The sequence below is a fragment of the Bacillus sp. M5A3_1b genome (genome assembly GCF_053345335.1).
On sequence record NZ_JBKEZY010000001.1, the window covers coordinates 938,452 to 963,565 of the forward strand.

Genomic DNA, 25,114 nt, shown 5'->3' on the forward strand with positions numbered 1-25,114 from the left:
CTCTTTATATTTTAACATAAATTACCTATTATTCCCTTTTCGCTCAAATAACATAAAAAACCTGCCAATTACTCGGCAGGTACATTACACGTTAAAGCGATAACCAGCTCCCCACACTGTTTCAATATATTGCGGGTGAGCAGGATCTCTTTCAATTTTTTCACGTAGCTTTCTAATGTGAACAACGACAGTGGCTAAATCGCCAGCTGAGTCTAGTCCCCAAATACGTTCAAATAACTGTTCTTTATTTAATACTTGGTTTGGATGCGTTACAAAGAATGTTAATAAATCAAATTCCTTCGTTGTAAACGCGATTTCTTCATTGTTTATAAAAACTTTTCTCGCTCGCTGATCGATAGAAATCCCATGAATATACAACGTATCGCATTGCTTACTCACATTTCCTGATAATCTTTCATAACGAGAAATATGCGCCTTTACTCTTGCTACTAATTCACTCGGGCTAAACGGTTTCGTTATATAATCATCCGCTCCTAAACCGAGTCCGCGAATTTTATCTATATCTTCCTTCTTTGCTGAAACAAGTAAAATTGGAATGTCTTTTATAGCACGTATTTGTTTACAAATTTCAAAACCATTCATTTTCGGAAGCATAATATCTAAAATAATTAAATCATAATCTTCCTGAAGAGCCATTTGTAAACCTATTTCACCTGAATGCTCTACATCAACTTGAAAATCACTAATTTCTAAATAATCTCGCTGTAATTCTGCAATACTTATTTCATCTTCTACTAGTAAAATTCTCTTCATTCTACTCACCACATTCCTGTATTTTTTTCAATGAGAAGAAAATACTTGTACCTTCCCCAAGCTTACTTTCCGCCCAAATTTCTCCGCCATGTTCTTCAACAATTTGCTTCGCTATCGCTAAGCCAAGTCCACTTCCACCTGTGCTAGAATTTCGCGATTGCTCTGCACGATAAAACCGCTCAAATATATACGGCAGCGTATCAGCTTCTATACCTGATCCATTGTCCATCACTTTCACAATAACTGTATTGTTATCACTCAATACCGTTACAGTAATTTTCTTCTCTTCTTTATCCATGTATTTCACACTATTATGAATCAAATTTGATATCACTCTATTTATCTTTTCGCAATCGGCCGTTACATATAGTGGTGATGAATGTAATTGTAAATAAACTTCTATACCTTCCTCACTTAAATCCATCTGCATCTCTTCTAATAATTCTTGCATAAACACATTTAACTCTATCGTTTCAAACTGAAAAGGAACTCGATTCAAATCAAGCTTCGAAAACAAAAAGAGCTCATCAATGAGTGTATCCATATGCTTTGCCTTCGTATGAATGGTCGTTAAATACTTATCCATTTTTTCTGGCGTATTTGCGACTCCGTCTTTTATGCCTTCTACATATCCAATAATAGATGTAATCGGTGTTTTTAAATCATGAGATATGTTTGAAATGAGCTCTTTTCGATTTTCTTCATACTGCGTTTGCATCTCTATCGACTCTTTTAACCTCTTCCTCATTTCCTCAAATCCTTGATTTAGTTGCCCAATCTCATCATGGGATGTAACTGGAATTTGAAAATCTAAATCCCCTTCTTTAATTCTCCCGGTCGCATCTTTCAGTACAAAAATTGGTTTTATCACACTTCTTGAGACGAAATAACTTAATAGCCCTATGAGTAAAATGGCTAACAGTAAAAGTGCTACGAATAAAATTGGAAATAATTTTTGTGTAAGATCGACAAATGAACTTTGCCTTTTTAGTACAAATATACTCCCTTCTTCATCCCCAGGAAAATAAAAATCAAATTTTACATATCGATAAAATGTATCGCCTAGTTCCGTTGTACCACGACTATTAATATTTGCTGATTCAAATTTCGGAAGGGCTTCTTTTAAAGATACACTTTCAAATACTTTTGTAGCATAAGAAATGGTTTCTCCCTTTCTTACAACTATTTTCACACCTTCTTTTTCAAGTGATGAAACGAACGATTCATCTAATAGTTGAGATTGATTTTTCTTTGCCGCTAATTTCAATTCAATATACGTATTCTCTTCTTCTGGCGTAAGCGGCTTTTGAATATATGAACTTTTATAGAAATTTTTCACTGATTCCAAGTCTCCTGTTATGGAAAAAACAATTAAAAATCCCGCGACTAATATGAGCATGATGGAAACGAGAATAACAGCAATATAAGAGAATAAAAATCTTGTTTTAATAGACATATGTTACATCCTCACTTTACCCCGCATTAACGGGCAGTAAGACCCCCACCTCAAAATCCAGAGAAAGCAAAGAAGTTAGGTCGGGATCAACTGCCCATAAAAGCCCGATTGGTTCAACTAATAATCAGTGGGGAGGCCCCCCCACTGATTAAAGTTTCACTTTACCAAACCTTATTACTCATAAGCATAAAAATATATGTTTAAATACTCAAGCAATTTTATAGTAATTTTAGCGTCAGTTTATAAAAATTTAATGTTCTTCTTTTACAGTTGAAATGAGGAGGTTGAAATTCCATGTTCAAAAAAACAGTAAGCATGATCTGTTGCGTAATTTTTTTACAAGGATGCTCGCAAGAACAAGAAGTAAAAAAGGAGATGACAAACATGGAGACAGCGCTACTAGCAGCTACTGAAAAACAAGAAACGAATACTGTTATATCATTACTCAAAAAAGGGGCTGACATAAATATAACGGACAGTAAAGGACGTACCCCTCTTATGATTGCTACATACAAAAATGATGTAAAAACCGCAAAAGCGCTTATTGAAGCTGGGGCTGACGTAAATATCCAAGATGATATGAAAAATAATCCCTTTCTATACGCCGGTGCAGAAGGTTACTTCGATATTTTAAAACTAACGATCGATGCTGGGGCGGATCCATCGCTTACGAATCGTTACGGCGGAACAGCTCTTATTCCCGCATCAGAACACGGCTATATTGATGTTATTAAAGAACTCCTTACGCGAACAACTATTGATGTTAACCATGTAAATAATCTTGGGTGGACCACTTTAATGGAAGCCATCGTACTAAGTAACGGAAACGAAACACAGCAACAAGTCATTCAGCTTCTTATTGAGCACGGTGCAGATGTAAATATTCCAGACAACGATGGTGTTACCCCGTTAGAACATGCTCGCGCTCATAACTTTGAAGAGATAGAGAAGATTTTGTTAGCGACAAATAAATAAAAGCTCATTTCCTATAAAAAACGTATCATTTTCAAATCTATTTTTTGCCATTCTCCCCAGTCTATGCTACAGTTATTTCGTCACATAGCTATACAGCTAGACAACTTATATATTTATAATAGGGTGGGAAAAAACATGAGCAAACCTCGTATTGGAATGATTGGATTAGGTAGCATTGCACAAAAGGCTTACCTTCCAACACTGACAAAGGAAACTGATTGGACTTTTGTGGGAGCGTTTACACCTAACGCGGAGAAAAGGAAACAAGTTTGCCAACAATACCGCATTCAAGACTTTCATTCTATTGAAACGTTAGCTTCAGAATGTGATGCAATCTTCGTCCATAGTTCAACTGCTACACATTATGAAATCGTTTCTGAACTTCTGAAAAAAGGAATTGACGTTTATGTTGATAAGCCGCTAGCAGCTACAGTGGAACAAGCTGAGCAACTAGTCGAGTTGAGCGAAAAGCATAACAGAAAGTTAATGGTCGGATTTAATCGCCGATTCGTTCCTATGTATGTTGCTGCAAAAGAGCAAGCTCATAATATGTCATGGGTTCGAATTGAAAAACACCGCACAAATAAAGTGGGGCCATATACGTATGACTTTACTATGTTAGATGATTACTTACATATTGTAGATACTGCTCGCTGGTTAGCTAATGATGATCTTAACGTCGTTCATAATATGATGCAAATAAATGAAAAGAATGAACTTCTTTACGGACATCACACATATACAACCCCAAGTGGACTGTTACTTTCTACCGCAATGCATCGCCACGCCGGTACAAATTTAGAAAAAATTGAACTTGTAACGACAGGTAAAATCATTCGCGTAAAAAATATGAACACATTTGAAGTTGAGCAGGAAAATGCAGTTTCTCAGATTGGTTCACCATCATGGGATACGACGTTAAAACAACGTGGTTTTGAAGATGCTGTTCATCATTTTATTGAATGTGTACAAGGAGATACAAAGCCTGTTGTAGATGGATTAGAAGGATTAAAAACGCAGCAACTGCTGCAATCTCTATTGGAGAATGTAAACAAAAATTAAAACGGATACATTTTTCAGAATTTACTTTCATTCCCATTTCCCCTTTATTTCTCTCACAAATTTCTATAGAATATGTTGATAGGAATTATAAATTTCATATTGAATCGTGGAAAGGATGGGATTAACACATGTGGAACGAGTTTAAAAAGTTCGCTTTAAAGGGAAACGTCATTGATCTAGCTGTCGGGGTTGTAATCGGTGCTGCATTCGGTAAAATCGTTAGTTCTTTAGTAAAAGATATTATTACACCATTAATCGGTTTATTAATGGGAGGAATCAACTTCACAGGATTAAAGTTTACAGTAGGCGAGGCCTCTGTTAAATACGGTAACTTTATCCAAACGATATTTGACTTCCTAATCGTTGCATTTGCAATCTTCATTTTCGTTAAAGTCTTTAACAAAATGACTTTAAGAAGAGAAGCTGAAAAGAAAGAAGAACTTCCAGAACCAACAAAAGAAGAAGAACTTCTTAGCGAAATTCGCGACTTATTAAAACAACAAAATTCTTCTAAAGATAGAGCATAATTGAACGGATAAAAAGGCATGCCCCTCGGGACATGCCTTTTCTATATGCTATAACGTTTCCGAATTCATATGAATAAATAAAATAATACCTGCAACCATAAGTACCATAATACTACCTGCAAATAGTGTAATACCCATGAACATTAAACTTGTGCTCATGTCCACTGATACACTTTCAATAAAAATAGAAATTACATACGTGATAAGGGCAATTCCTGCAAGAATACTTCCTGGAACAAATCGCTTTAAGCCATTTTGTTTTAGCGTCATATATGCAAAAATAGCAGTCATACAAAGCGTAATTATCCAAAGAACGATCATCTCTTCTCCCCCCTCACAAGCCTTTTCTTTCTATTATACATGACATTGCCCTATAATAGTTAAATTTGCACTTATGTGACATATAACAAGGAGTAACCCCAACTGTAGCGAAAGCATTACAACATACACTTACACAATGAGGAGTGGTTCATTTAGAATATACTACTGTAGGGGATTTAGAATTAGTCGAACGATTCGATTATGTTACGATTGACTTAGACAAACAGTTTTTTTATATCGAAGTTGTAAATCTACAAAGCAATAAAGCTTTACTAAAAATATCAATTAACTTAGAAAAAGGCGAAACGATGATAGAGGGAAATACAATTCAGTACGATACTTTGCACATAGAAGCATTATTACAAGGGTTAAAATGTATTGCACAAACATGTATTGATTGCAATTTGAGCAACCAAGAGGAACTGTTCGCATTTCTAGAAGAAAATTAGCCCCAATTAAAAATGGTTATTTTTTCTATTAATTGATATAATTATCATATACAAATATCCTTTATAAGGGAGTGTTCATATGATTTGGATTTCACTAATCGTATTAGCCTATTTCATCATTCTCGTTCCAATACAGTATAACTATATTAAGATATTAAAGAAAAAACAGAAAAAAATGAACGTGTCACAAAACGAACTATATGACAACATGTCTTATGAAGAATCCCAAATACACTATCATTATCAAAGCAACGTATTTACAATACCTGCTTCGCTTGTCGCAAGTATTATTTATAATGTGAAACATGCGGCATAATATGTACGCTGTAAAATTATTGTTTGAATCTGTTCATTCTGGTGAGCCTCATCCTACGAAAATTGATGAGCATTATGAAGGAAATCACGATACACTTTTTGAAGAAAGTATTATTCTTGTTAAAGCAAACAGTTTAGAAGAAGCACACAATCTAGGTGGAAAAATCGCTATGCAATCTGAGGATACGTACGATAACATGTATGATGAGCAAGTGAAATGGACATTTCGAAAAGTGTTGCATGTGTTTGAATTAGACGATACACCATTTGAAACTGGAAAAGAATTATACGCAAGATTTTTACACGTTAAGAAAAATGAAACGGTAGATACAGTCGTACAAAAATACTATCCCGAATACGAATAAAAGCTCACAGCGAATGCTGTGAGCTTTTTTATACTTACTTCGTTGAATCTCTAAATTGGATGCGGTGAGGTAAGATAACAGTGTGATCTTCCACTTTTTCTTTGTTCATATACTTTGTTAATAGACGCATTGCTACTGCACCGATATCATACATTGGTTGTACAACTGTTGAAAGTTGCGGACGAACCATTAATGCAAGGCGTGTATTATCGAAACCAAGTACTTCTACATCAGTTGGTACGTTTAATCCAGCGTCTTGTGCTGCATGGATTACACCTAGTGCCATTTCGTCAGAAGATACGAAGATTGCTGTTGGCTTTTCATCACTGCTCCAAAGCTTTTCGAATGCTTCGATACCTGAATCATATGTGTAATCTCCATCGATTATAAGATTTTCATCATATGAAATACCTGCTTCTTCTAAAGCTTTTTTATAACCTTGTAACTTCTTCGCGCTTCCCGCTTTATTAATGAAAGGACCAGAGACGAAACCGATACGCGTATGCCCTTGCTCAATAAAGTGCTTCATTGCGTCGTAAGCTGCTTGCGTATAATCAATATTTACTGATGGCGTTTCATTTTGCTCATCAAATGACGCTGCTAATACGATCGGTACTGGAGACTTTTTGAATTCTTCAATGTGAATGTCTGTAATATCTTCACCCATGAAAACAATTCCGTCCACTTGTTTTCCAAGCATCGTATTTAATAAATGGAACTCTTTCTCTTTGTTTTGGTCAGAGTTACTTAAAATGATGTTATATTTGTACATTGTTGCGATATCTTCAATTCCACGAGCAAGTTCTGCATAAAACGTATTTGAGATATCAGGAATAATAACACCTACTGTAGTTGTCTTCTTACTTGCTAGTCCACGTGCTACCGCATTTGGGCGGTACCCTAAACGATCAATTGCTTCTAATACTTTCTTTCTTGTTGTAGGCTTTACATTTGGATTACCGTTCACAACGCGTGATACGGTAGCCATTGAAACGTTTGCTTCACGCGCTACATCATAAATTGTTACGTTCATCTCATCGCACACTCCTTCTATTTTTGTTATCTATTTTTATGTATCGGTTACTTGAATGAAAAAAAGACATCAACTCTATTTGCAGATGCCACCAATCGTCCCGAGTTCTTCCTTTTACTAATGATACGATAAAAACGCAGGCTCATACAATATTTTCCCGCAAAAGTTTCGAAAAAATTCGCTTCTTTTCTCGTATTTTCGTATTTTTCATGAAAAAAAGGGCATTTTTTGTAAAAAAATAGATATCCCATGAGTACAAACTGTATATTAAGCCGTACGTTAGTAAATGAAATTTATATCGGCGATTTATATATATCGACTTACCGACAGAAACCGACAATGATATTCATTTGATACGCGCTGGATCTGGGCTGGCAATAGAAGGTCACATCACCCTGTAGAATGCGTTATATCGACAACGACAGGTAAATATGCTTCTTTCTTTAAAATCGGCACAGCAGAAACATGAAGCGTATTACGCGTCGCTCTTTCCCCTCGTACATTTTCACTTACAATAAAAAAAGACAGTTTAAACACTGTCTTTTTTTATAAGAAGGAAACAAACGGTTTTTCGCTGTTTTTCTCTTTTATAATAATTGCCTCGATTTTACTCTCAGACTTTATCTGCAATTGTACTTTCGCATCTTTAGGTAATTTTTCTAACATACTTTGAGCAGCCAGCTGGGTAAGAGCCATTAATTCTGTTTTACCGTTATATTTAATAACAATATTCATATTTAATGTATCCATTTGATTTTTCTTATAAGAAACCTTAGCATTTACTGGGATAAAGTCTCCAGTAGAAAAACCTTTCATCGCATCAGCAAAGTCAGTTATTTTTGTATTATCTTCTCCATGTGCTTGTTTAAATTCATCAGAAGGGTATGAATACGCTTGTTCATCGATCGTACTCCAATTTCCAAGGTTCGTATCATTCTTTTGAACGGTAGCACTAGCAATATACGTACCATTTTTTAAAGAACTTGTACTTTCTTGCTTAAAGATAGCAAACGTAATTGGAGATTTATTATATTTGTCATTTTTATTAATCGCTTCAATAAGTTGCTTGGCAACTTCAGCACCTTTAGACATTGCTTCTTCATTCGATACACTTGAAGACATTGCTAGCCCAATCACTACACCAGATAAACTTAATTCATTTGAATTCTGCTTCCCGAAATAGTCTTGTTCTATAATATTCGTCAAAACTGGCGCTTCTACTTTTGCGACTAATTCATCAACTAACTTCTCTGGAATATATTGATTTAATTGCAGTACATGACTTTCTGTATCAAATTGCTCTTTTGCAATATTCATTAAACCATTTTCATACTCTGCTAAATCTAATTTAGAATTTGTTTTTATATTAGCTGTATTTATAACCTTTTGTTCTTTTAAAGGAATTACAGTTCTATAATAATCTTTAGAAACAGCAGTTCTCGGAATCATGCTTTTTTCTTTCGTATCCTTTTGTATAACTTCATCCTTCTTACTAATCGTATCATTACTACAAGCTCCTAGTAATAAACTTACGACCGCGAAGGATAATGCCATTTTCTTCATTACTTAAAACCTACTTTCAACAATCTAGTTATTTAATTTGAACTATTAACAGTGTACCATTAAATATATTTCAACAAAAACAAAAAAAAGAAGCAAGCACCTTTAGCTTGCTTCTTTTTACTTAATATTCTCTTCTAAAGCGTCTTTTTTAATGTTCCAATGAGACGTATTCCATACTACCATCCCATCTTTTATGTATAACACTTGCGGAGATTCATGTTTAATGCTGTACTGTTCTGCAACACGATTCGAAACATCTCTCGCATCTTGTACGTATAAGTAATACGCTGGTACTGCTCTTTCTTCACTACAATACGCTTGAAATTCTGTATATGCACCGTGACTAATCGGGCATGTCGTACTATGTTTAAAAAGAACATAAGGCTCGTTTTTTTCTACTAATACTTCAAGTTCTTCAATTGCTTCAATTTTTGTCATATTCATCACGATTCACCTCTCATACGAAGTCTAGAGCGTTTCTCTTTCTTTTCAGCTTTTTTCTCAAGTCTTTCTAATTTACGCTCTTCTTTTTCAACCTTTTTCTCTTGTCTTGTCGCACGATAATGATTGTATACTTCAATTGCTGCGCTACTCCACTGTACAACTTGCGCTACTTTATCGGCATTATTTTCAATTTCGTCCGTAACAGAATCTGATACATTACGAAGTTTCGTATTTAAAGAATGGATTGTCGTTCCAATTCCATCTACACCCGATACTACTTTATTTAATGATTGTGACTTCTGTTGAATGTCATCAGCTAACGCATTTGTTTTATGTAATAATTGCTCCGTCTCTACGCTAATCCCTTGCATTTGCTTTTCTAAACCTTCTAACGTGCTTGCAACGTTTTCTAACGTCTTTTGAACCGATAACAACGTTCTGCATACATATACTACTAATACAGCGAAAGCAACCGCGATAATAGCCGCACTTACATATAAAAGAACTTGCATTTCATCACTTCCTTTATCTTTTTCATACTTTCTCCTATTATACAATCATTTTCCGTTTCGTTCTAATCCCTATCTTTTCATTAGAATTTTCATACTTATTCGTTAACTTTAACATAAATGATTCAACAAATTCCACTAAGTAGGTTACAATAGGAGAGGATACATAATTAGTAGGGAGGCTTTACATATGAAAGATCCACGCATTGAAAAGTTAGCATACAATTTAATTAACTACTCTATTCGCTTACAAAAAGGCGAAAAAGTATTAATTGAAAACTTTGGCTTACAAAAAGAACTTGTAACTGCACTTGTAAAAGAAGCATATGCAGCTGGTGGTTTCCCATTCGTTTCTTTAAAAGATCATCAAGTAGATCGCTCTTTATTAATGGGTGCTACTGAAGAACATTTTGAACAAATCGCTGCATATGAAGCAAGCGTAATGAAAGATATGGACGCTTATATCGGTCTTCGCTCTGGCGATAACATTAACGAACAAGCTGACGTGCCAAGTGAAAGAATGCAAATTCACGGTCAAACAGTTGGTAAGAAAGTTCATAGAGACATCCGCGTTCCGAAAACGCGCTGGGTTGTTCTTCGCTACCCAAATGCTTCTATGGCGCAGCTTGCTAAAATGAGCACAGAAGCTTTCGAAGACTTCTACTTCGAAGTTTGTAACTTAGACTACGGTAAAATGGATAAGGCGATGGATAGCCTTGTTACATTAATGAATAAAACAGATAAAGTTCGCCTAACTGGTCCTGGAACTGACTTAACATTCTCTATTAAAGACATTCCAGCTATTAAATGCTCTGGTCATTTAAACATTCCAGACGGTGAAGTATACTCTGCACCAGTTCGCGATTCTGTTAACGGTACAGTTTCTTACAACACACCATCTCCTTACAACGGTTATACATTTGAAAATGTACAACTTAAATTTGAGAACGGTCAAATCGTTGAAGCAACTGCAAACGATACAGAGCGCATTAACAAAATCTTCGATACAGACGAAGGCGCGCGTTTCGTTGGTGAGTTCGCAATCGGCGTAAACCCATACATCTTACATCCAATGGGAGATATCCTATTCGATGAAAAAATCGATGGTAGCTTCCACTTCACTCCTGGACAAGCTTACGACGATGCATGGAACGGCAACAACTCGAATATTCACTGGGATTTAGTATGCATCCAGCGCCCTGAATACGGCGGCGGCGAAATTTACTTCGACGACGTACTAATCCGTAAAGACGGACGCTTCGTTGTATCTGAACTAGAAGCTTTAAACCCAGAGAACTTAAAATAATAATAAAAACGCTCGGAATTTTCTCCGAGCGTTTTTTTAATACTTTAATAAGTCTTTCGCCACATCTTCTGGCACTTTAAAACTCATCTTCTTATTTTTCATTTCAACTTCGACATAAGGGACATCTTTATATACTGTCATTGTACCAATTTCATGTAACTCTTTTTTATCTTTACTCGACTCTGATAATTTTGGTGTATCTTCTTGATACATTTTAAATGTTTTCCCTTGCGGAGTATCTAAAGAAGCCGATTGCATTTCCCACTTATCCATTTTCATGACTTCAAACAGCTTTTCAATTTCTTTCTTATCGGTAATTACTTTTTTATCATTTGAATCTGTAAGCGATTCAATCTCAACCTTTTGTGCCTTTTCAAAGTTCATATCAGCCTTTTCCTTCTTCGCACTACACCCTATTAAAAGAACGGATGCGGTTAGCAGAAGTAAAAATAACGTAAGGACTTTTTTCATTTCTAATCCTCCTAACTACATAGAGCTACTTTTTTCGTTTTTTGTTTGCTGAAAATGAAAATAATATAACAGCGCCACTGCGATAGTACCTATTAATATCGGTTCATATAAGGGCAGATCCCATTTCATATATACTCTAGTACAAATAGCAAGCACCAGCAAAATTTCCAAACAAAACAAAGGTTTTACATATTTCATTTCTTACCTACCATTTCTATTTTCACATGTGGATTTTCTTTCTCGATAAGCGCCAAGAATTCATTCATATGTTGCGGCATCGCAACCATATGTACTTTGTATGCGTTCGTCGTAATTTCAAGATACTTTCCAACTTGACGAACAACTCTAATATCTTTTAATACAACATCATCATTTAAAATGCCGTACTTCAATACACCATTTTCTACTTTATGCTTTTTAATAAATACTTCCCAAACGAGTGGCACATTTACAAGGAAGCATAAACCCATTCCAATTAACGCTGACATCCACTGCTCTTTATTTGCGAAAAGCATGACAAGTGGATATACGAACATAAAAACTAACGTGAGACAAACGAAAATTACTACCGACTTACTTCTTTGAATCGGAATGTTCATACACGCACCCCCTAACCTAAATTATACCACTTTTTCCATTTTAGTTCATAAAAAAAGGCCATTTTTACATGACCTTCCTAAACAATATATCTATAAAATTTCTTATCCACCTGCAACACCGGAAAACTTTTTGGCAACTCGTCTATACTCACACTTTTGAAATTATTCTTTTCATAAAAACGATACGCTGCTAAAAATTTCACTGTCGTTCCTAAGTAAATATCTTTCAGCTTTTTATTCTCAGCCCACGAAATTGCTGTTTGGAGCAACTTATGTGATGCGCCCCATTCTTTTCCGCGAAATTCTTTTTTTACGAACATTTTTCTTAGCGCTACTTGATCGTTCCCAATATCTAATAAAGCTACTGTTCCAACTACTTTCCCATCATAAGTTGCAACCCAAAAGTTTCCATAATTCCTTTGATAAAATGTTTCTATTTCAAGTAGGTCTGGCTGCTCTTCTTTCGTAATGGGGACATTGTACTCTTTTTGCTGAATATGCACGATAAGATCTACTACTTCATCTTGAAACGTACTTTCATACGGAATAATACGTATCTTCTCGTTCATCGAATCTCCTTCCACTCTGAAGCTAGTAAACTATATACAGCGATATCGTGAAAATGATCATATAGCCATTCATCATCTCTTAAAATACCATCTAACTTAAAACCTAAACGCTCTGGAATAGCGCGGCTTTTCACATTTTCAACACCGCATCTAATTTCCATTTTATTTAATTTTAAATCCTCAAATGCATAGTGAAGTACAGCTTTCACGCTACGCGTCATAATACCTTTCCCACCAGCATCCTCTGCCAGATAATATCCGAGACTTGCCGCTTTCTTCCCCCAACTTACTGGATGAATACCTACCATCCCAACGAGCTTTCCTTTATAACGTATACCACTTTCAAAACCGTCTCCCTCTGCAAACTTCTTTAACCACATCGGACAAATCTCATCATACGCACCAGCAGATTTCGTCCCATCTACCCAAGGAAGCCATCTTCGTAAATGATTACGGTTTTGGTCTATTAATTGATATAGTTCCTCTTTATGATGCTTCTCTAATAACTGTAATTCGATTTCGTCATCTACTCGAAGTGTGAACATGTTTTTTAGCCCCTTTTAGTTTTCTTATTATTCTAACACTTATAGATGAAAAATGTTAAATATTCACACTTTTTTCGGTTTGATATAAGAACAACAACTATATATGATTGATATCTAGATATGAATCATATATAGTTAAAGTATGGAAAAAAATGATAATTTTATAATTCAATTACGTAAAGGTGTTTTTGATCTCGCTATTTTGTCTTTAATAAGTAAACAACCTATGTACGGATACGAAATTACAAGTGCATTACAAGATATCCCTGTGTTTCATATCCCGAACGGTTCGATTTACCCTATATTAAATCGAATCACGAAAAACAATTGGGCTATTTCCTATTGGGAAGAGTCCGGTGATGGTCCAAAAAGAAAATACTATCGCATTACAGATGAAGGGAGAGAAATTTTACATAGTCGCTTACATGATTATGATGCAGTGTATCATGCTCTAATGTTACTAGCTAAAGGAGAGGATAAAAAATGAACAAAGAACAATTCTTTTCAAATGAACTCATTACTTCTTTCTTACAGGATTTCAACAAAGGTTTAATGAACTTACCTATATCAGCAAGAGAACAACATGTGCTAGAGATCAAATCGGATTTATATGAAAATGCATTATGTAAAGAAAGTGGAGGGATACCATTAGCGAGCATTCCTTCACAAGTGATTGAAGAATTTCTTCCTCCAAAAGAATTAGCAAAGGAAATTGCAGGAGAATATACAGATGTTATTCAAGATGCACAGCAATCTACAAATACATTTATTAAATACTTTACTGGGTTCTCAGTTGCTCCACTCGGTGCTTTATCAATGCCTATCGCACTAGGTTTTATCAATATTTCAGCTAGTTTACCATTTTTATTAGCCTTTATCGCCAGCAACATTTGGTTCATTTGTAGAGAAAATCATTGGAATACAAAGCAATTAAAATTTTTAAACACAGTGATTTCCTTTAGTACTAGCGCTTTGATTGCACTTCCATTTGCATTTTTCGCGATTCGAATTATGATAACAAAACAATTCGATATGTTTTCATTCTATTATTTAATTGGATATGTACTTTTTAGTTCACTATATATCTTCTTATTAAAACAACTATACAAAAAGAATAAACAATACCAACATATCAACGCTTTTTAAAATATATTGAACACAACAAAAAAGACGCACAGCCACAGCTATGCGTCTTTTCTATTACTTCTCTGCAACTTGAACTTCTTTTACGTAAGCTGCTTCGAATTTTTGGATGTCTCCTGCGCCCATGAAAATGAGAACGCCGTTTTTATGTTTCTTTAATACATCCGTTGTTGTATCTGTAATTAGTTCTGCACCGTCAATACGCTTTTGCAGATCTTCGATTGTTAATTCACCTTTGTTTTCGCGCGCTGATCCGAAAATATCACATAAGTATACTTGGTCAGCTTTGCTTAAGCTTTCAGCGAACTCATCTAAGAACTTTTCTGTACGTGAGAATGTATGCGGCTGGAATACAGCGACAACTTCACGCTCTGGATGTTTTTGACGAGCTGCTTCAATCGTTGCATTAATTTCTGTCGGATGGTGTGCGTAGTCATCGATAATAACTTGCTCTCCCATTGGCTTTTCATTAAAGCGACGTTTTACGCCTTCAAAAGTTGTTAACTGATGCTTAACTGCTTCTACATCAACGTTTTCATAATGGCAAAGCGCGATTACTGCTAATGCATTTAATACGCTGTGGTTGCCGTATCCTGTAATTTTGAACGTGTCATAGTACGTATTACGAACGAATACATCGAAAATAGTACCATCTGTTCTCTTTTGAATGTTACGTGCTTGGAAATCATTATCTTCTCCAAATCCATAGAAAATAACAGGTACTTTCGCTTGAATTTTTTGAAGTTCTTCATCATCTCCACATGCAATAATACCTTTTTTCACTTGCAATGCCATCTCTTGGAATGCATTGAATACATCATTGATATCTGAGAAATAATCTGGATGATCAAAATCAATGTTTGTCATAATTGCATAGTCTGGATTGTAAGACAAGAAATGACGACGATACTCACAAGCTTCAAATACAAAATACTTACTATTTTCTACCCCATGCCCCGTTCCATCTCCAATTAGGTAAGATGTAGGGTGTGCACCTTGCATTACATGGGCTAACAAACCAGTTGTTGATGTTTTTCCATGTGCACCAGTTACAGCAACACTTGTGTATTGGTTCATAAGATCACCTAAGAAGTGATGGTAACGATGTACTGGGATGTTTAATTCTTTTGCTACTACGATTTCTTCATGCGTATCAGGAAATGCATTTCCTGCAATAATCACTTGTCCTTCTTTTACATTATTTTTATCAAAAGGAAGGATCGAGATATTACGCTTTTCCAACGCTGTTTGTGTAAAGAAACGCTTTTCATAATCAGACCCTTGAACAGTATGCTTCATGTCATGAAGAATTTGAGCTAATGAACTCATTCCTGTTCCTTTAATTCCTACAAAATGGTAAACTGTCATCTTAAAGAACCTCCAACATTTCGAACTAATACAACGGCCTATCTATAAGACAGTATATGAATCTTTTCTTATTTTGGTAATCATCATACATTTTTGATGTAGTGAAGTTATTCTTTCCCTTCACTTATCAGGATAAACTCGTACGTACTTCTTTTTTATGTCCATAACAAATCCATTATAGCAAAAAAGAAGCCGCTATACTATGATAACAGAAAAACTGATAGGGTCAATCACCTATCAGTTTTTCTCTCTTTTACATATCTTCTCTTTTTTCTAATTGAACACGCTCTAGACGTGGGTTTGGACGATATTTACGACCAGCTTTCGCTTCTGGTTTTCCATTTAATTCTACGTTATCACCAGTAAAGCCAATATTCATTTTTAATAAGCTACTTCCTACTCCGTATATATCAACAGGTACGTTTTGAGCTTCAAATTCACGAATACGCTTCTCATCAAATCCACCAGTTACAACGATGTCTACATGCTGGAATCCTTCTTCATCAAGTGCTTTACGAAGTGCGAATACAAGCGATGGGTTTACACCACGTGGATCGAATGTTCCAAGTACTTCTGGGTGGCGAATGAAGTATTGATCAATCATCGTGCGCGACGTATCTACACGTACACCTTTTAATGTTGATCCAAATTCACGCGCTACGCGAAGTGCATCTGTAATGACATCATTATTGTAATCAATTAATACAACTAATTCATCTTCTGGGAATTTCTTATGATATGCTTTTGCCGCTTCCACAACATCACCATTAAACATTTGAATTAATGCGTGAGGCATTGTCCCCATACCACTTCTACCCCACCATTCATTCATCGCATGCGTCGCTTGTGCGCTCATACCTCCGATGTATGCTGCATAACCGTCACCAGCTTGTTGCGTATAATGATCGTCACGATCTCCCATGAAAATAACTGGTTTTTCTTTATCTACGCTACGCGCAGCTTGGACAACGTTATATACGTTTGTCGCAACTGATGTACGACGAGCTAAAATCCCATCAATGACACCTTCTAAAAATCCGAAATTTTCATAAGGACCATGAATTGTTAACACTGTTTCAAACGGACTAATATTATCGCCATCTTTTAAAGAGTTAATTTCAAGTTCCTCAGGATTTTTGGCGAATGTTTGTAGCAACGCAATCACTTCATCTGTTCCGCAAAGAACTGCATTTTCCTTTTGGAAAAATTGCATCGTCACAACACTTTTCGGGCGAAATTCTTCAATGATTTCTCTAGTCTTTAAAAAGTAAACGGCAGAGAACCAACCTTCTCCAACACGTTCGTCAAATTTAAATGTTCTATTTGTTAGTCTATTTATTTCACCTTTTAATTTTAATTCAATTTCTTTCATGTCGCTTTACTCCCTACTTTACTATCCAACATTTTCTATTAGTATACAGCAAAACCGTTTACTATACATTTGTTTCCTGCATAGCAGCGAATTCATCCTCAGAAATAAGGACATCTCTCGGTTTCGTTCCTCTTCCTTCAGAAATAATCCCTTGCGATTCCATCTCTTCAATGAGACGTGCCGCGCGATTATAACCGATGCGGAATTTTCGCTGTACAGAAGATGTGGACGCTCCCCCTTGTTCTACAACAAATTGACATGCATCAAAGAACAATTCGTCTTCCGATTCAGCTTGTTCTGTTTTCGCTAATAAATCCTCTTGCTTAAATAAGTAATTCGGCTTCATTTGCTTTCTCACATGATCAACTGTTTTCTCAATCTCATCATCCGATACATATACACCTTGTACACGAACTGGTTTAGACGTACCGTTTCCTAAAAATAGCATATCACCACGGCCAAGTAATTTCTCCGCGCCCCCAATATCAATAATCGTACGCGAATCAACTTGAGATGATACAGTAAACGCAATACGCGTTGGAATGTTTGACTTAATTAAACCTGTAATAACATCTACAGACGGACGCTGCGTTGCTACTAATAAATGAATACCACAAGCACGTGCTTTTTGCGCAATACGACAAATCGCTTCCTCAACATCACCAGGTGCTACCATCATTAAATCGGCTAACTCGTCAATGACAATAACGATATAAGGTAATGTCTCTCCTGGAATTTCTCGCCCACTTACAATCGTATTATAACGAGTTAAATCACGAGCACCAGCGTGCGCAAACAATTCATAACGACGCTCCATTTCTTCAACCGCCCACTTTAATGCAGCTGTCGCTGCTTTTACATCCGTAATAACAGGTGCTACAAGATGCGGAACAGAATTGTATGGTGCAAGCTCAACCATCTTCGGATCGATTAACATTAACTTCACTTCATGCGGTTTCGCTTTATATAAAATGCTCGTTAAAATTGCGTTAATGCACACACTTTTACCAGAACCCGTTGCACCCGCAATAAGTCCATGTGGCATTTTTCGAATATCCGTTACAATTGGATCGCCTGAAATATCAAGTCCTAGCGCAACTGTAAGCGGTGATTCGCTCTTTGTAAACACAGGACTTCTTAAAATTTCACGAAGGAATACTGGCTTACTTTCTTTATTTGGAACTTCGATTCCAATCGCACTCTTCCCTGGAATCGGTGCTTCAATACGAATATCTTTCGCTGCTAAACTCAGTTTAATATCATCACTTAAGTTTGTAATTTTATTTACTTTCACACCTGGATCTGGCTGTACTTCAAAACGAGTTACCGCTGGACCTTGCGATACGTTAATAACATGTGCACCAACGTGGAAATTATTAAATGTTGTATCTAATAATTCTTTCTGTTCATCCAACCATTCCGTATTATCTAACGCTGCCTGCTGCGGAATTGACAACAATGTTAATGGCGGAATTGCATATGTCGGTGGTGTTTGCAATACATTTCGCATATCGTTCTCTCTTTGATTTACAACATATGCTTTCTCTTGTACTTCCGTACTTGAAGTTGGCTTTTGTACTTGCTCTACCACCACTTGTTGCACTGGGCGCTCTTCCACTTGTGATTCCACCACTACTTGCTGCATTGGTTTCTCTTCCACTTGTGGTTCTACTACTTGCTGCATTGGTTTCTCTTCCACTTGTGGTTCTACTGCCACTTGTTGCACTGGGCGTTCTTCCACTTGTGGTTCCACTACTACTTGCTGCATTGGCTTTTCTTCCACTTGTTGGACAGGCTTATTCTCTACTCGTTCACTCATAGAAGGTTGCATTGCATTTACTCTAGCCGCATGTCTTTCCATTAATCGCGTTCTGTCTTGTTTCAACATAACAACATTAAATGGGACATGGCGCTTTTTCTGACGTTTTGGTTCTTCTTTTTGTACAATTGGTTGCTCTTCTAAGACCGGTGTTTCCTCTACAACTTGTCGTTCTTCTGCAATCCGTGCTTCTTCTACAACTCGTTGTTCTTCCGCAATCGGCGCTTCTTCTACAACTGACTGCTCTTCCGCAATCCGCGCTTCTTCTACAACTGACTGCTCTTCCGCAATCCGCGCTTCTTCTACAACTGACTGCTCTTCCGCAATCGGTGCTTCTTCTACAACTGACTGCTCTTCCGCAATCCGCGCTTCTTCTACAACTGACTGCTCTTCCGCAATCGGTGCTTCTTCTACAACTTGTTGTTCTTCCGCAATCGGTGCTTCTTCTACAACTTGTTGTCCTTCTGCAACTGGTGCTTCTTCTACAACTTGTTGTCCTTCTGCAATCGGTGCTTCTTCTACAACTCGTTGTTCTTCTGCAACTGGTGCTTCTTCTACAACTTGTTGTCCTTCTGCAATCGGTGCTTCTTCTACAACTTGTTGTCCTTCTGCAATCGGTGCTTCTTCTACAACTCGTTGTTCTTCTGCAATTAAAACATCCGCAAAGCTTTGAACATCTTTTTTCGTTTGTTCATCAACCTCAGTAACATGTATGAATCCATTCTTTAGTTCAATTGCTTCATTTAAAACCATTTCTTGCTGTGTTTCCTCAAGTGCTATAGGTTCCACTTCTTCTGGCTCTTCTGCTTCCGCAATTACTTCCACTTCTTCTAGCTCTTCTGCTTCTGCAATTACTTCCACTTCTTCTAGCTCTTCTGTTTCTGCAATTCCTTCCACTTCTTCTAGCTCTTCCGCTTCTGCAATTACTTCCACTTCTTCTAGCTCTTCTGCTTCTGCAATTACTTCCACTTCTTCTAGTATTTCCACGATGATTGTTTCTTCAAGTTTTTCTTCTGCTTTGACAATCACTGATTCTTCTGGAGCTTGCTTTTCTACTTCAATAGTAGGTTGTTCTATTTCTGTATTACGTTTAGTTTCTTCTGATAATATTGTATCCTCGTGCTCTACTTTAGAATCTACTAATTCTGTTTGTAGAATGTTTTTGACCACTACATCACTTTCTTGCTTAGCATCTTCCATACGCTCAGCAATTGTTTGATGAGGTACTTCCCCCGCTGGAACTGCCTGCTGTGCACTAATTTCTTGAACCACTTCTTTTTCTTCTACTATAGGCTCTTGGCGTTCAATTTCATAACCGTTTTTCTCTAGCCATTGATCGACAACTGATTTTTCTTCCTTTTTACTTTGTTGATCTCGCTGATCAACACCTTCATGACTGGAAGAATTCGTTGCTTGTCCTTCTGAGAAATCAGATAATGTATATCCTTTTTTCTCTAACCATGCATCAACGACTGATTTGCCCTCTACAGATATTTCAAGATCTTCTCTTTCCTTTTTTTTCTCCTGCTTTTCTACCTTTTTCTCTACAGAAGGACGATTATATCCGTAAATTGGCGAGATCATTTCTGTTGGACGAAATGGTCTACGGTTACTTTCTTGCGAAGGTGCAGATGCTTTCTTTACGACAGGCTCTCTCTCCGGTTCATATTGCATTTCCGGCTCTTCATATGTAGAAACTACCTTTTCCACATACTGTCGTCTACTTCTTTCCACTTTGACCCCTCTTTGAGTAGGCTGATTTTCATATGTTACAACTTGAACAGGTTGTTCTTCAAAATGCCCTGTTGCTATAACATCCTCTTCATCGAACCCATTATCCGGTACTAATGGAAAACGGCATTTACCTGCATTCCGACTTGCCATTTGTGCTTCTCTTGCTTCAGTGTAGTGGTTTACACGAGGGATCTTCGGCTGACTTTCGATTTGCTTTGGTACTTCTTTATTTATCGCTGTTTGTTCTTCCTCTTTGTTAAACAGCTTTTTCATCCAATCTAACATGCTTACCACTCTTTCTACTAAATAGTAACATCCTTTATTGTATCAGCATTCGGCAAAAAGTGCAGGTAAAATTAAGCATGTCATATTTATCCATAACATTCTAATTTACGAGTGTTTTCATATGGAAAAACGCAGCCTTCCATGTAAGACTGCGTTTAAGCTTTACTCTTCCGATACTCATCTACACTATCCGTTACACTTTGCAATAAAGAATTTACATACTGTGGGTCAGATAATTTTTTATCTTCTTCAGAATTTGACATAAATCCAAGTTCTAATAGTACGCCAGGAACCTTTGCCCAATTAAATCCAGAAAGGTCATCCCTGAATTTAATTCCATTTACTTTCACTTGATGATTCTCTCTCATTTTATTTACAATCGTTTGAGAGATTTGAAGACTTTCAGCATAAATCTCTTTCGTGTACGGACTTCCTTCTGCCGGCGTTAATACAGCAAATCCACTTTGATTCGGATTTTCAGAGCCATCTGCATGAAGACGTAAAAATAAATTCGCCTTATGATCATTCGCAAATGTCGCGCGTTCTTTATTACTTATATCCACATCTTGTGACGTTCTCGTCATTAATACTTGTATTCCCTTTGCTTCTAACTTTTCTTTTAATACGGAAGCCATTTCTAATACAAGAACAGCCTCTCTTTTTTTCGTCACAACACCAGTTGTACCATCTGTCACTTTATATTTTTGCGTCGTTGCTCCTGGCCCGATCGGCTCCAAATTTAAATTTGCTTTTTGTTGATGCCCCGGATCAATAACAACAAGAAACTTTCCTTGTTTTTCATTACTCTCTACTTTTTGTTCATTATTTTGCAGCGGTTGCTCTGTTGGCTGCGCTGGCGTAGCTTCCTCTTTCTTTTCCTCGGCCGGCACTTCCTCCTGCTTCTGCTCCACTTGCTCATTCGTTTGAACTTCTTTCTTTTCTTGTTCTTCTTGCTGCTTTTCTACCGGTGCGTCTTCCTTGTTATCTTGTTTTTTTTCCTGCATAGAAGATGTTACTTCTTTTTTCGGCTCTTCTTGCGAACAACCTCCCATATATATTCCAATGAATACAATCATGCTCATTATTTTTATATACTTCATGTGTTTCTCCCATCACTTTGCACCGGTCTCAAAGTTTTTTATAATTGTTTTATAATCTCATCCATATTTCCAATATGAACGGGTTGCCATGTTTCTGTACCACGCTCTGCCGTATAAACTAAATACGCACCATCAGCCACATTTACGAAAATCGGATCCCCCATATCTGTTTCGTATCCGATAACAATCCATTCTTCTTTCCATTTTCCATGTTCTTCACTTATTAATGAAATTTTATGTTTATCATATCGATAACCGATTTGCCCTTTTTCTAATTCATTTTCGCTAAACAAATATATTTCATAGGAACCTAGTTCGATATCTTGCTGTTTTGAAGTTTCAATTCGTTTCAGAAGTTCTGCAATTTTTAGTTGTTGTTTCATACGTCTATCCCCTTCTATTTTTCTAAATTTTAACTAGTTTGTTTATAAAATACAATATAGTTTTTGAGAAAAAAGGTGACATCCTTATCATATGAACGATTTTTTGAATATATCTGTCACAACTCGCAATATATGAATGATTCAACAGAAAAGAGAGGCTGTCCAAAAGGACAACCTCTCTTTTCTTACATCAATTAAAATTTGAACTCTTGTCCAACTTCAAAGCTATCTTCTAATACAAGAATACCTTTTTCTTGTGGAGCATCTGGAAGCTCTAATTCACGCGCTGAGCAAATCATTCCAGAAGAAGGAACACCGCGAAGTTCAGCTGGTTTAATTAACATACCGCTTGGCATTACAGCACCGATTTTTGCAACGACAACTTTTTGTCCTGCATCAACGTTCAGTGCGCCACATACGATTTGTAATGTTTCTGTACCGATTTCTACTTTACAAATGTTTAGCTTATCAGCATTTGGATGCTTCTCTTTTTCAGCTACATAGCCTACAACAAATTTTGGAGAAAGATCTGCTTCTACTTTTTCTTCAAAGCCGTTCTTCGCTAAAATCCCGTTGATTTTTTCTACAAATTCTTTCGTTAATGTTAGGTTACCTGTTTCTTTTACTTCTAAGTAAGAAGACGCATTAAAGATGTTGAATCCTGCTGTTACATTGCTTTCACGATCGTATACGCGTGCAACATCTCCTTTGCGATCAAAAGTACGGTTCTCTAAAGTAATATCTTGTAAGGCAACAATTAGAGTGTCACCAATTCCTTCAAGGTTGTAAAAAACGTTCACTTCGTTCATCCTTTCTCTTTTCCATCTGTCTTCTTCCGATTCTTCGCTAAAATAAAGATTGGCTCGAAGTCTCCATCTTCATATACGAATGAAAGTGATGTAATCGGAACATGCCCTTCGGCAAAAAATTTCATTGTCATTTGTGCAATAATATCATAACCGATTTCGTTGACGATATCAGCAATAATTAATACATCTTGGTGAGGAACAGCAACAACCATGTCACCAGAAATCTTTTCACGCATCGATTGTAGTAACGATTCGTTTAAAATACGCGTCGCATCATACCCATCATTTGTGTTTAAAAAGTAGAATGTATTCCCTGCTACTGTTTCTTGTTTAAATTCATATCCTAATGAGCGAGCGTTGAATAATGCCATCTCACGCACTTGTTGCTCTGTAAGTTCTAATTTTTGTAATAGACGCTCATCAATGAGTCGATACGTTTTATTCGAATCTAACGCGTAGTAAATACGTGTTTCCGCCGTATGATCCGTCATAATAAACGGATTTCCTTCTTCTGCTTGTTTCGGGAAAGAAGTAGAGCGAATAACAGGTAAAATTTTCGCTGCGCTATTTTCTTCTTTATGCATCGCAATTAACGCTTCTTGTACGTAATAAGCAACCTCTTCAATTGCTTTTTCTTTATTCACTTCCCATTTTGCCACAACTCCTGGAAGCGATACGTTAATACCTTTTTTCGAGTCTTTCTGTTCTATACGTAGAACTTCTTTCTCGCTATCATACTGAAAGTCCCATTCTGGGCGAGATAATTTCTTCATTAACTCGTCTTTCATCTTTTTACTTGTCATCTTCATCTCTTTTTCCTCCCTTCCAAAAAAATAACCTCCCCCGCGAAGGTAGAGGTTGTTTTACAATTCAATTGGCAAATTGCCTTATTTTAAACCTTCAATGAACTCTTCGATTTGCTCTTGTGTTTTACGATCTTTGTTTACATAGCGACCTGTTTCTTCACCCTTATTGTACGCTACAAAGCTTGGAATGCCAAATACGTCTAATTTTACGCATAGATCAATAAACTCATCACGATCTACATAGTAAAATGAGAAATCACTATATTTCTCTTCTACTTCTGGCATAAACGGGTCTACAAAACGGCAGTCTGGGCACCATTCTGCTGAGAACATAAAGACTACATTCTCTTCATTTTTCAATTGTTGGAATTGCTCCATGCTTTCTAATGATTTCATCTATATTTCCTCCTCTAACGAGTGCATTTTTTCATGTTATAATCTTTCTTTTATACTACCATACATCGCGCATGGTGCAAGGTTTATGCTTGCTTTTCGTCATACTTATATTGCCCAACAAGTAACTTAACAACGTGTACAAATAATTCTGTGCGGTCGACATAATCATCTGTAAAAATACCGATAGCACCTTCGTGACTACGAATATCTTTTCTCTGTACAAACTCTTCCATCACTTCACTTAACTCCTTGCCATCTTCAAGAGGTGCTAAAAAATCGTCTGGTAACTTAATACGCGCCCCGCCTGCAACGAATGTTTTACCGTCACTTGTTGCTAGCGCGCCCCAGTTACACATAAATAAACCGTGCTCCGTTTTCATTACGCCACCTTCTAATCCAATACCAATTTGAGCTTCTCCTTCTTGTAGCGCTCGCTTCGCTCTATTAACCGCTCCTTGCATCGTCTCTTCATCTGTAAACGGCTGATTTGCTACCCCTGAAGGAACAGAAAGAGATGTAATTATACCATCTTTCCAAACCTTCTCCACAGCACCAACTTTCGTTTTATTCTTCGATCCAACTACTACTTTCATTTCGTTCACCTCTATAAAAATTT

At 36.6% G+C, this 25,114-nt stretch carries 30 protein-coding genes and 1 pseudogene; 9 read left to right on the plus strand and 22 right to left on the minus strand.

All coding sequences use genetic code 11. From position 1 onward, the window contains the following. Nucleotides 1-84 precede the first annotated feature (84 nt). The gene (locus ACLBWW_RS04945) at nt 85-774 is read right to left on the minus strand and encodes a response regulator transcription factor (protein ID WP_048544476.1); all 690 of its coding nucleotides are present in this window, start codon (nt 772-774) and stop codon (nt 85-87) included. A gap of 1 nt (nt 775) precedes the next feature. Continuing rightward, nucleotides 776-2,230: a sensor histidine kinase gene (locus ACLBWW_RS04950; RefSeq protein ID WP_098221858.1), complete on the minus strand. Its 1,455-nt coding sequence runs from the start codon at nt 2,228-2,230 to the stop codon at nt 776-778. A gap of 294 nt (nt 2,231-2,524) precedes the next feature. Between ACLBWW_RS04950 and ACLBWW_RS04955 the strand changes: the two genes are divergently transcribed. The 3 genes from ACLBWW_RS04955 to mscL all read left to right on the plus strand — a co-directional run bounded on the left by ACLBWW_RS04955 (nt 2,525) and on the right by mscL (nt 4,794). After that, entirely contained in the window at nt 2,525-3,205 is a 681-nt protein-coding gene (locus tag ACLBWW_RS04955; protein WP_048544480.1) for an ankyrin repeat domain-containing protein, read from the plus strand. A gap of 135 nt (nt 3,206-3,340) precedes the next feature. After that, complete coding sequence (locus tag ACLBWW_RS04960; RefSeq protein ID WP_048544482.1) at nt 3,341-4,267, plus strand: Gfo/Idh/MocA family protein; 927 nt, start codon at nt 3,341-3,343, stop codon at nt 4,265-4,267. A 128-nt stretch (nt 4,268-4,395) separates the two neighbouring features. Further along, a complete protein-coding gene (mscL, locus tag ACLBWW_RS04965) occupies nt 4,396-4,794 on the plus strand; it encodes a large conductance mechanosensitive channel protein MscL (protein WP_048544484.1) in 399 nt (132 codons plus the stop codon). Between the two features lie 48 nt (nt 4,795-4,842). On the opposite strand, the gene ACLBWW_RS04970 is transcribed toward mscL, so the two are convergent. Next, entirely contained in the window at nt 4,843-5,115 is a 273-nt protein-coding gene (locus ACLBWW_RS04970) for a DUF3917 domain-containing protein (RefSeq protein WP_000636592.1), read from the minus strand. Between the two features lie 143 nt (nt 5,116-5,258). Here ACLBWW_RS04970 and dhp61 point away from each other — a divergent pair, with 143 nt between their 5' ends. From dhp61 to ACLBWW_RS04985, 3 genes are all read left to right on the plus strand, one after another. Then, nucleotides 5,259-5,564: a protein Dhp61 gene (dhp61, locus tag ACLBWW_RS04975; RefSeq protein ID WP_048544485.1), complete on the plus strand. Its 306-nt coding sequence runs from the start codon at nt 5,259-5,261 to the stop codon at nt 5,562-5,564. Nucleotides 5,565-5,643: 79 nt separating this feature from the next. Next, nucleotides 5,644-5,880 carry a DUF3949 domain-containing protein gene (locus ACLBWW_RS04980; protein ID WP_098068776.1) on the plus strand — a complete coding sequence of 79 codons (237 nt, stop codon included), beginning with the start codon at nt 5,644-5,646 and terminating at the stop codon, nt 5,878-5,880. A 1-nt stretch (nt 5,881) separates the two neighbouring features. Next, nucleotides 5,882-6,244, plus strand: coding sequence for a DUF4288 domain-containing protein (locus ACLBWW_RS04985; protein WP_048544521.1), 363 nt, complete (start codon nt 5,882-5,884; stop codon nt 6,242-6,244). Between the two features lie 34 nt (nt 6,245-6,278). Here ACLBWW_RS04985 and ccpA read toward each other — a convergent pair whose 3' ends face one another. From ccpA to ACLBWW_RS05010, 5 genes and pseudogenes are all read right to left on the minus strand, one after another. Continuing rightward, nucleotides 6,279-7,277 (minus strand): catabolite control protein A, encoded by a 999-nt coding sequence (gene ccpA, locus ACLBWW_RS04990; protein ID WP_001103309.1) that lies wholly within the window; start codon nt 7,275-7,277, stop codon nt 6,279-6,281. Nucleotides 7,278-7,670: 393 nt separating this feature from the next. Next, nucleotides 7,671-7,769 (minus strand): annotated as a pseudogene (locus tag ACLBWW_RS04995) (hypothetical protein); the annotation flags it as partial. A gap of 54 nt (nt 7,770-7,823) precedes the next feature. Continuing rightward, nucleotides 7,824-8,840: a CamS family sex pheromone protein gene (locus ACLBWW_RS05000; protein ID WP_098048118.1), complete on the minus strand. Its 1,017-nt coding sequence runs from the start codon at nt 8,838-8,840 to the stop codon at nt 7,824-7,826. Between the two features lie 117 nt (nt 8,841-8,957). Next, nucleotides 8,958-9,284 (minus strand): bacillithiol system redox-active protein YtxJ, encoded by a 327-nt coding sequence (gene ytxJ / locus ACLBWW_RS05005; RefSeq protein ID WP_046956174.1) that lies wholly within the window; start codon nt 9,282-9,284, stop codon nt 8,958-8,960. Continuing rightward, the gene (locus ACLBWW_RS05010) at nt 9,284-9,796 is read right to left on the minus strand and encodes a DUF948 domain-containing protein (RefSeq protein ID WP_001197725.1); all 513 of its coding nucleotides are present in this window, start codon (nt 9,794-9,796) and stop codon (nt 9,284-9,286) included. The genes ytxJ and ACLBWW_RS05010 overlap by 1 nt, the downstream gene beginning before the upstream one ends. A 187-nt stretch (nt 9,797-9,983) precedes the next feature. On the opposite strand from ACLBWW_RS05010, the gene ACLBWW_RS05015 reads away from it, so the two are divergent. Continuing rightward, complete coding sequence (locus tag ACLBWW_RS05015; protein WP_000654737.1) at nt 9,984-11,099, plus strand: aminopeptidase; 1,116 nt, start codon at nt 9,984-9,986, stop codon at nt 11,097-11,099. A 36-nt stretch (nt 11,100-11,135) separates the two neighbouring features. Here ACLBWW_RS05015 and ACLBWW_RS05020 read toward each other — a convergent pair whose 3' ends face one another. From ACLBWW_RS05020 to ACLBWW_RS05040, 5 genes are all read right to left on the minus strand, one after another. Next, entirely contained in the window at nt 11,136-11,570 is a 435-nt protein-coding gene (locus ACLBWW_RS05020; protein ID WP_098221861.1) for a hypothetical protein, read from the minus strand. Nucleotides 11,571-11,585: 15 nt separating this feature from the next. Further along, nucleotides 11,586-11,768, minus strand: a complete 183-nt coding sequence (locus ACLBWW_RS05025; protein WP_048544498.1) for a hypothetical protein — start codon at nt 11,766-11,768, stop codon at nt 11,586-11,588. Then, on the minus strand, nt 11,765-12,169 hold the full coding sequence (locus ACLBWW_RS05030) for a PH domain-containing protein (RefSeq protein WP_048544500.1): 405 nt from the start codon (nt 12,167-12,169) through the stop codon (nt 11,765-11,767). Before ACLBWW_RS05030 ends, ACLBWW_RS05025 begins: the two co-directional genes overlap by 4 nt. A gap of 77 nt (nt 12,170-12,246) precedes the next feature. Further along, nucleotides 12,247-12,738 carry a GNAT family N-acetyltransferase gene (locus ACLBWW_RS05035; RefSeq protein ID WP_447613920.1) on the minus strand — a complete coding sequence of 164 codons (492 nt, stop codon included), beginning with the start codon at nt 12,736-12,738 and terminating at the stop codon, nt 12,247-12,249. Then, nucleotides 12,735-13,283, minus strand: a complete 549-nt coding sequence (locus tag ACLBWW_RS05040; RefSeq protein ID WP_048544503.1) for a GNAT family N-acetyltransferase — start codon at nt 13,281-13,283, stop codon at nt 12,735-12,737. Before ACLBWW_RS05040 ends, ACLBWW_RS05035 begins: the two co-directional genes overlap by 4 nt. 142 nt (nt 13,284-13,425) lie before the next feature. Here ACLBWW_RS05040 and ACLBWW_RS05045 point away from each other — a divergent pair, with 142 nt between their 5' ends. After that, nucleotides 13,426-13,770 carry a PadR family transcriptional regulator gene (locus tag ACLBWW_RS05045; RefSeq protein ID WP_048544504.1) on the plus strand — a complete coding sequence of 115 codons (345 nt, stop codon included), beginning with the start codon at nt 13,426-13,428 and terminating at the stop codon, nt 13,768-13,770. Then, a complete protein-coding gene (locus tag ACLBWW_RS05050; protein WP_048544506.1) occupies nt 13,767-14,429 on the plus strand; it encodes a hypothetical protein in 663 nt (220 codons plus the stop codon). Before ACLBWW_RS05045 ends, ACLBWW_RS05050 begins: the two co-directional genes overlap by 4 nt. A gap of 54 nt (nt 14,430-14,483) precedes the next feature. Here the strand turns inward: ACLBWW_RS05050 and murC are convergent, their stop codons facing one another. From murC to ACLBWW_RS05095, 9 genes are all read right to left on the minus strand, one after another. Beyond that, nucleotides 14,484-15,794 carry a UDP-N-acetylmuramate--L-alanine ligase gene (murC, locus tag ACLBWW_RS05055; protein ID WP_046956163.1) on the minus strand — a complete coding sequence of 437 codons (1,311 nt, stop codon included), beginning with the start codon at nt 15,792-15,794 and terminating at the stop codon, nt 14,484-14,486. 253 nt (nt 15,795-16,047) lie between these two features. Further along, nucleotides 16,048-17,166: a nicotinate phosphoribosyltransferase gene (locus tag ACLBWW_RS05060; RefSeq protein WP_000658380.1), complete on the minus strand. Its 1,119-nt coding sequence runs from the start codon at nt 17,164-17,166 to the stop codon at nt 16,048-16,050. A 61-nt stretch (nt 17,167-17,227) separates the two neighbouring features. After that, nucleotides 17,228-21,004 (minus strand): DNA translocase FtsK, encoded by a 3,777-nt coding sequence (locus tag ACLBWW_RS05065; protein WP_447613921.1) that lies wholly within the window; start codon nt 21,002-21,004, stop codon nt 17,228-17,230. Nucleotides 21,005-21,159: 155 nt separating this feature from the next. Beyond that, entirely contained in the window at nt 21,160-22,104 is a 945-nt protein-coding gene (locus ACLBWW_RS05070) for an N-acetylmuramoyl-L-alanine amidase (RefSeq protein ID WP_048540732.1), read from the minus strand. 38 nt (nt 22,105-22,142) lie between these two features. Then, the gene (locus ACLBWW_RS05075) at nt 22,143-22,487 is read right to left on the minus strand and encodes a hypothetical protein (protein WP_048540734.1); all 345 of its coding nucleotides are present in this window, start codon (nt 22,485-22,487) and stop codon (nt 22,143-22,145) included. A 194-nt stretch (nt 22,488-22,681) separates the two neighbouring features. After that, nucleotides 22,682-23,296: a YtpR family tRNA-binding protein gene (ytpR, locus tag ACLBWW_RS05080; RefSeq protein ID WP_447613923.1), complete on the minus strand. Its 615-nt coding sequence runs from the start codon at nt 23,294-23,296 to the stop codon at nt 22,682-22,684. Continuing rightward, nucleotides 23,293-24,105 (minus strand): DUF1444 domain-containing protein, encoded by an 813-nt coding sequence (locus ACLBWW_RS05085; RefSeq protein ID WP_000784602.1) that lies wholly within the window; start codon nt 24,103-24,105, stop codon nt 23,293-23,295. Before ACLBWW_RS05085 ends, ytpR begins: the two co-directional genes overlap by 4 nt. Before the next feature lie 78 nt (nt 24,106-24,183). Beyond that, nucleotides 24,184-24,498, minus strand: a complete 315-nt coding sequence (locus ACLBWW_RS05090; protein WP_000838193.1) for a thioredoxin family protein — start codon at nt 24,496-24,498, stop codon at nt 24,184-24,186. Between the two features lie 83 nt (nt 24,499-24,581). Further along, the gene (locus ACLBWW_RS05095; RefSeq protein WP_098068374.1) at nt 24,582-25,091 is read right to left on the minus strand and encodes a DUF84 family protein; all 510 of its coding nucleotides are present in this window, start codon (nt 25,089-25,091) and stop codon (nt 24,582-24,584) included. Nucleotides 25,092-25,114: the final 23 nt, after the last annotated feature.

Excerpts from the sequence above, each read along its gene's own strand:
- ACLBWW_RS04980 (WP_098068776.1), top strand. The coding sequence starts at position 5,644 with ATGATTTGGATTTCACTAATCGTATTAGCCTATTTCATCATTCTCGTT.
- ACLBWW_RS05025 (WP_048544498.1), bottom strand. The coding sequence starts at position 11,768 with ATGAAATATGTAAAACCTTTGTTTTGTTTGGAAATTTTGCTGGTGCTT.
- ACLBWW_RS04960 (WP_048544482.1), top strand. The coding sequence starts at position 3,341 with ATGAGCAAACCTCGTATTGGAATGATTGGATTAGGTAGCATTGCACAA.
- ytpR (WP_447613923.1), bottom strand. The coding sequence starts at position 23,296 with ATGAACGAAGTGAACGTTTTTTACAACCTTGAAGGAATTGGTGACACT.
- ytxJ (WP_046956174.1), bottom strand. The coding sequence starts at position 9,284 with ATGAATATGACAAAAATTGAAGCAATTGAAGAACTTGAAGTATTAGTA.
- ACLBWW_RS04950 (WP_098221858.1), bottom strand. The coding sequence starts at position 2,230 with ATGTCTATTAAAACAAGATTTTTATTCTCTTATATTGCTGTTATTCTC.
- ACLBWW_RS05085 (WP_000784602.1), bottom strand. The coding sequence starts at position 24,105 with ATGAAGATGACAAGTAAAAAGATGAAAGACGAGTTAATGAAGAAATTA.
- mscL (WP_048544484.1), top strand. The coding sequence starts at position 4,396 with ATGTGGAACGAGTTTAAAAAGTTCGCTTTAAAGGGAAACGTCATTGAT.
- ACLBWW_RS05090 (WP_000838193.1), bottom strand. The coding sequence starts at position 24,498 with ATGAAATCATTAGAAAGCATGGAGCAATTCCAACAATTGAAAAATGAA.
- ACLBWW_RS05030 (WP_048544500.1), bottom strand. The coding sequence starts at position 12,169 with ATGAACATTCCGATTCAAAGAAGTAAGTCGGTAGTAATTTTCGTTTGT.
- ACLBWW_RS05045 (WP_048544504.1), top strand. The coding sequence starts at position 13,426 with ATGGAAAAAAATGATAATTTTATAATTCAATTACGTAAAGGTGTTTTT.
- ACLBWW_RS05035 (WP_447613920.1), bottom strand. The coding sequence starts at position 12,738 with ATGAACGAGAAGATACGTATTATTCCGTATGAAAGTACGTTTCAAGAT.
- ACLBWW_RS04945 (WP_048544476.1), bottom strand. The coding sequence starts at position 774 with ATGAAGAGAATTTTACTAGTAGAAGATGAAATAAGTATTGCAGAATTA.
- ACLBWW_RS04985 (WP_048544521.1), top strand. The coding sequence starts at position 5,882 with ATGTACGCTGTAAAATTATTGTTTGAATCTGTTCATTCTGGTGAGCCT.
- murC (WP_046956163.1), bottom strand. The coding sequence starts at position 15,794 with ATGACAGTTTACCATTTTGTAGGAATTAAAGGAACAGGAATGAGTTCA.
- ACLBWW_RS05095 (WP_098068374.1), bottom strand. The coding sequence starts at position 25,091 with ATGAAAGTAGTAGTTGGATCGAAGAATAAAACGAAAGTTGGTGCTGTG.
- ACLBWW_RS05015 (WP_000654737.1), top strand. The coding sequence starts at position 9,984 with ATGAAAGATCCACGCATTGAAAAGTTAGCATACAATTTAATTAACTAC.
- ACLBWW_RS04970 (WP_000636592.1), bottom strand. The coding sequence starts at position 5,115 with ATGATCGTTCTTTGGATAATTACGCTTTGTATGACTGCTATTTTTGCA.
- ACLBWW_RS04955 (WP_048544480.1), top strand. The coding sequence starts at position 2,525 with ATGTTCAAAAAAACAGTAAGCATGATCTGTTGCGTAATTTTTTTACAA.
- ACLBWW_RS05050 (WP_048544506.1), top strand. The coding sequence starts at position 13,767 with ATGAACAAAGAACAATTCTTTTCAAATGAACTCATTACTTCTTTCTTA.
- ACLBWW_RS05060 (WP_000658380.1), bottom strand. The coding sequence starts at position 17,166 with ATGAAAGAAATTGAATTAAAATTAAAAGGTGAAATAAATAGACTAACA.
- ACLBWW_RS05000 (WP_098048118.1), bottom strand. The coding sequence starts at position 8,840 with ATGAAGAAAATGGCATTATCCTTCGCGGTCGTAAGTTTATTACTAGGA.
- ACLBWW_RS05010 (WP_001197725.1), bottom strand. The coding sequence starts at position 9,796 with ATGCAAGTTCTTTTATATGTAAGTGCGGCTATTATCGCGGTTGCTTTC.
- ACLBWW_RS05040 (WP_048544503.1), bottom strand. The coding sequence starts at position 13,283 with ATGTTCACACTTCGAGTAGATGACGAAATCGAATTACAGTTATTAGAG.
- ACLBWW_RS05075 (WP_048540734.1), bottom strand. The coding sequence starts at position 22,487 with ATGAAACAACAACTAAAAATTGCAGAACTTCTGAAACGAATTGAAACT.
- ACLBWW_RS05065 (WP_447613921.1), bottom strand. The coding sequence starts at position 21,004 with ATGTTAGATTGGATGAAAAAGCTGTTTAACAAAGAGGAAGAACAAACA.
- ccpA (WP_001103309.1), bottom strand. The coding sequence starts at position 7,277 with ATGAACGTAACAATTTATGATGTAGCGCGTGAAGCAAACGTTTCAATG.
- ACLBWW_RS05020 (WP_098221861.1), bottom strand. The coding sequence starts at position 11,570 with ATGAAAAAAGTCCTTACGTTATTTTTACTTCTGCTAACCGCATCCGTT.
- ACLBWW_RS05070 (WP_048540732.1), bottom strand. The coding sequence starts at position 22,104 with ATGAAGTATATAAAAATAATGAGCATGATTGTATTCATTGGAATATAT.